The following is a 4,290-nucleotide window of genomic DNA, read 5'->3' as shown; positions in this document are numbered from 1 at the left end:
ATACTATATTATGTGATTTATTATAACACTATAAATGATTCATAACACTTATATTACCTTATTTTTTTTAAAAAAATAGGGTTGACTTTCCATCCACATATGACAATCGTTGATAAATCAACATTTGAAAATTACTTTCATAAAATTAAGTTTCAAAAATGATTTCAGTCAACATGACATATACTTTTTAAAGTGAATTATGATAATATATGTTCATTGATAAAAAATAGAAGGTGTTTAAATGAACTCTACAGTTAAAGGCATCATTGCAATACTCATTTCTTCAATTGGTTTTAGTTTAATGGCTGTATTCTTCAGACTTTCTGGTGATTTACCAGTTTTTCAAAAATCACTATTTAGAAACCTCATCGCGATGATTGTACCTATTTACTTCGTCATCAAATATAAAGCACCATTTTTCGGAAAATTAGAAAACCAACCATTACTTATTTTACGTTCTACACTGGGCTTAATTGGTGTTTTACTCAACATATATGCAATCGATCATATGGTATTGAGTGATGCGGATATGTTAATGAAATTAAATCCATTCTGGACTATACTACTTTGTGCATTGTTTTTAAATGAAAAAGCTCGGAAATATCAAATTATTGCAATGGTTATTGCAATTGCTGGTTCAATTTTCATCATTAAGCCTTCATTGGATTCAGATACAATGCCCGCAGTTATCGGTTTATTATCCGGAATCTTTGCAGCTGGTGCATATACTGCTTTGCGACCATTAGGACAACGTGAGAAATCCTATACTACAGTATTTTATTTTTCATTCTTTTCAACAGTAGCATTAATCCCATTTGTCATTTTCACATTTGAACCAATGACTTTATCACAAATCATCATATTATTAATGTCAGGTGTATTCGCTACAGTTGGACAGTTTGGTATAACAATCGCATATAGTCATGCAGCTGCTAAAGACATTTCAATATTTGTATACGCATCTGTCATATTTAGTGCTTTACTCGGTTTCATCATATTTAAAGAAGTTCCAGATTTATTAAGTTATTTAGGATACATCATTATATTCCTTGCAGGATATTATATGTTCAAAAAAGCTCAAAGAAATCCAAAACCTAAAGAATCAATTACAAAAGGAGAATCATAATGTCAGAAGGACGAAATAAAGAAGAATTAAAAGATATCACATTATTAGGAAACCAAAACAATCAATACCATGATCAATATAAACCAGAAGTGTTAGAAGTATTCGACAATAAACATCAAGGTAGAGATTACTTCGTTAAATTTAATTGTCCAGAATTCACTTCTTTATGCCCAATAACTGGTCAACCAGATTTTGCTACGATTTATATATCATACATTCCAAATGTTAAAATGGTAGAATCTAAATCTTTAAAATTGTACTTATTTAGCTTTAGAAATCATGGAGACTTTCATGAAGACTGCATGAACGTTATTATGAACGACTTAATAGAATTAATGGATCCACATTATATTGAAGTTTTAGGTAAATTCACACCACGTGGCGGCATCTCAATAGACCCTTATACTAACTATGGAAGACCTGACTCAAAATATGAAAAAATGGCAGAATATCGCATGATGAACCATGACCTATACCCTGAAAATATAGATAACAGATAGTAGCATATACAGGGAGTGGCACAGAAATATAATAAGAGCAGAAATTCATTATTAAAAATGAATCTCTGCTCTTATTTTTTATGAAAGTCATTGATGCCCTATGAGCTTTTCAGTGTATGGTGTTGAATTTGAGTATGTCTTAGATTAACTTCTGAATTAATCTACAACTTGCTCTATCTCTTCGATTAACTCCCGAATTAATCTACAACTTGCTTAAACTCTTAGATTAACTTCCGACTTAATCTACAACTTGACTGAACTCTTAGATTAACTCCCGAATTAATCTACAACTTGCCCTATCTCTTAGATTAACTTCCGACTTAATCTACAACTTGCCCTATCTCTTAGATTAACTTCCGACTTAATCTACGTCTTATTTTATTTTTTCACATATATAAACTTATTACTCTTTATCATAAGAAAGCGTTTACATTTTTAAAGAAATAATTCTATTTTCTACATCCCTTGATACTACTGGTTTTAATTATTGCAAATAATCATTATTGTATGAATATTAGTAATCTTTAACTTGTGTTTATTTTATGAAACGATTACAATTTAACATGTGCTATTTTTAAGTACATCTAAAATGAATACAGTTTATTATGAGGGGAAGTAAAAAATGGGTAACAAACATTATACAAAAGAGGAAATTATTCAAAGTACACCACGTACTGGTTTCTTTGGTCATCCTAAAGGGTTGTCAACATTATTCCTAACCGAATTTTGGGAAAGATTTAGTTATTATGGAATGAAAGCAATTCTCGCCTACTACATTTACTATTCAGTAGCAAAAGGTGGATTTGGCATTGACCAAGGTTTAGCATTACAAATTGTATCTATTTACGGTGCACTTGTTTACATGAGTGGTGTAATCGGAGGATGGATTGCTGATAGAATTACAGGTACACGACATGCACTGTTCTATGGTGGAATACTCATCATGATTGGTCATATACTATTATCATTACCTAGTAATTTCACATTATTATTAGTCGCACTACTATTCTTAATTATTGGTACTGGATTATTAAAACCAAACATTTCTTCAACTGTTGGTTTATTATACGAAAAGAACGATCCAAGATTAGACTCAGCATTTACAATTTTCTACATGTCAATTAACTTAGGTGCATTATTATCACCACTATTAATCGGTTGGTTACAAGTTAATGTAGGCTTCCATGCTGGTTTCGCAGTAGCAGCAGTAGGTATGTTTCTTGGTTTAGTTATTTATTTCTTAACTAACAAAAAATATTTAGGTCTTGCTGGTATCGAAGTACCTGATCCATTGAATGCAGAAGAAAAGAAAAAAATCACAAAAATCGTTGCAATATGCGTAGTTATAATAGCTATTGTTTGCGTAATTTTAAGTTTATTTGGTCAATTAACATTACCGAACTTTGCAAACTTCATTTCGGTTCTAGGTGTTCTATTACCAATTTATTACTTTGTTAAAATTACAGCTAGTAAAAAAACAGAAGATTACGAACGTTCAAGAGTTTATGCGTACATACCATTATTTATTGCAGCAGTAGCATTTTGGATGATTCAAGAACAAGGTTCTACAGTATTAGCACAATTCGCTGATACTAAAACACAATTAAGTATGTCTAAGTTAACTGGTGGCGCAATTGATTTCTCTATACCAGCAGCTTGGTTCCAATCACTTAACCCGTTCTTCATCATTTTATTTGCACCATTGTTCTCAATCTTATGGGTTAAATTAGGTAAATTCAATCCACCAACAGTTTATAAATTCTCAATTGGTGTATTCTTAGCAGGTCTTTCATACATTATTATGGTTGTACCTTTATCAAGTGACGCATCATTAATTAACCCATTTTGGTTATTCGCTAGTTTCTTACTTGTAACACTTGGTGAACTTTGTATTTCACCTATCGCTTTATCAACAACAACAAAATTAGCACCAAAAGCATTTACAGCTCAAATGATGAGTGTTTGGTTCTTATCAAATGCTATGGCACAAGGGTTAAATGCTCAAATGGTTAAAGTTTATACAAGTATCAGTTCTAATGATTACTTCTTATATTCTGGTATTATAGCAATTGTCATTGCAGTATTATTACTAGTCGCTAGTCCAAAAATCAAAACATTGATGGCCGGCGTAAAATAATTTTTATCGAAGCTAGTATCTTGCTAGTTATGAGCATAAAGAGCAGCAATTCATTTTTAATAATGAATTGCTGCTCTTATTTTTTGTATAAAAATAGCTATTGGTAACGATTTTGTAAAGTGCGGACGCCTGTGGGAATAGTATGCGTGAGAGACTTCAGGCTCGAGCCATACCCCTAGGCAAGCATGCACGTACAAAATCTTAAGACTTTATAAAAAATAGCTATTTATCACGATTTTGTAAAGTGCGGACGCCTGAGGGAATAGTATGCGTGAGAGACTACAGGCTCGAACCATACCCCTAGGCAAGCATGCACGTACAAAATCTTAAGACTTTATAAAAAATAGCTATTTATCACGATTTTGTAAAGTGCGGACGCCTGAGGGAATGGTATGCGTGAGAGACTACAGGCTCGAGCCATACCCCTAGGCAAGCATGCACGTATAAAATCGTAATACTTTATAAAAATATGCATATCTCTGGAAACTTAAAGAAATCAAAACAAATGAGTAATTTTTCATATTTTT

At 31.9% G+C, this 4,290-nt stretch carries 3 protein-coding genes; all 3 read left to right on the top strand.

Annotated features, from left to right (window positions below):
- Positions 1–241: 241 nt before the first annotated feature.
- The 3 genes from CD129_RS00645 to CD129_RS00635 all read left to right on the top strand — a co-directional run bounded on the left by CD129_RS00645 (position 242) and on the right by CD129_RS00635 (position 3,763).
- Positions 242–1,126: a DMT family transporter gene (locus tag CD129_RS00645; protein WP_078357365.1), complete on the top strand. Its 885-nt coding sequence runs from the start codon at positions 242–244 to the stop codon at positions 1,124–1,126.
- Complete coding sequence (gene queF, locus CD129_RS00640; RefSeq protein ID WP_078357364.1) at positions 1,126–1,626, top strand: preQ(1) synthase; 501 nt, start codon at positions 1,126–1,128, stop codon at positions 1,624–1,626. The genes CD129_RS00645 and queF overlap by 1 nt, the downstream gene beginning before the upstream one ends.
- A 622-nt stretch (positions 1,627–2,248) precedes the next feature.
- Positions 2,249–3,763 (top strand): peptide MFS transporter, encoded by a 1,515-nt coding sequence (locus tag CD129_RS00635; protein ID WP_115337713.1) that lies wholly within the window; start codon positions 2,249–2,251, stop codon positions 3,761–3,763.
- The last annotated feature ends 527 nt before the right edge of the window (positions 3,764–4,290 follow it).

It is taken from the genome of Mammaliicoccus fleurettii, from assembly GCF_003970575.1.
GTDB lineage: Bacteria > Bacillota > Bacilli > Staphylococcales > Staphylococcaceae > Mammaliicoccus > Mammaliicoccus fleurettii.
Note: the sequence above shows the minus strand (reverse complement) of the source record. Positions and strands in the feature narration are given on the sequence as shown.

What these genes read in the sequence shown, in the direction of transcription:
- CD129_RS00645 (WP_078357365.1), top strand. Translation starts at nt 242, where the DNA reads ATGAACTCTACAGTTAAAGGCATCATTGCAATACTCATTTCTTCAATT.
- queF (WP_078357364.1), top strand. Translation starts at nt 1,126, where the DNA reads ATGTCAGAAGGACGAAATAAAGAAGAATTAAAAGATATCACATTATTA.
- CD129_RS00635 (WP_115337713.1), top strand. Translation starts at nt 2,249, where the DNA reads ATGGGTAACAAACATTATACAAAAGAGGAAATTATTCAAAGTACACCA.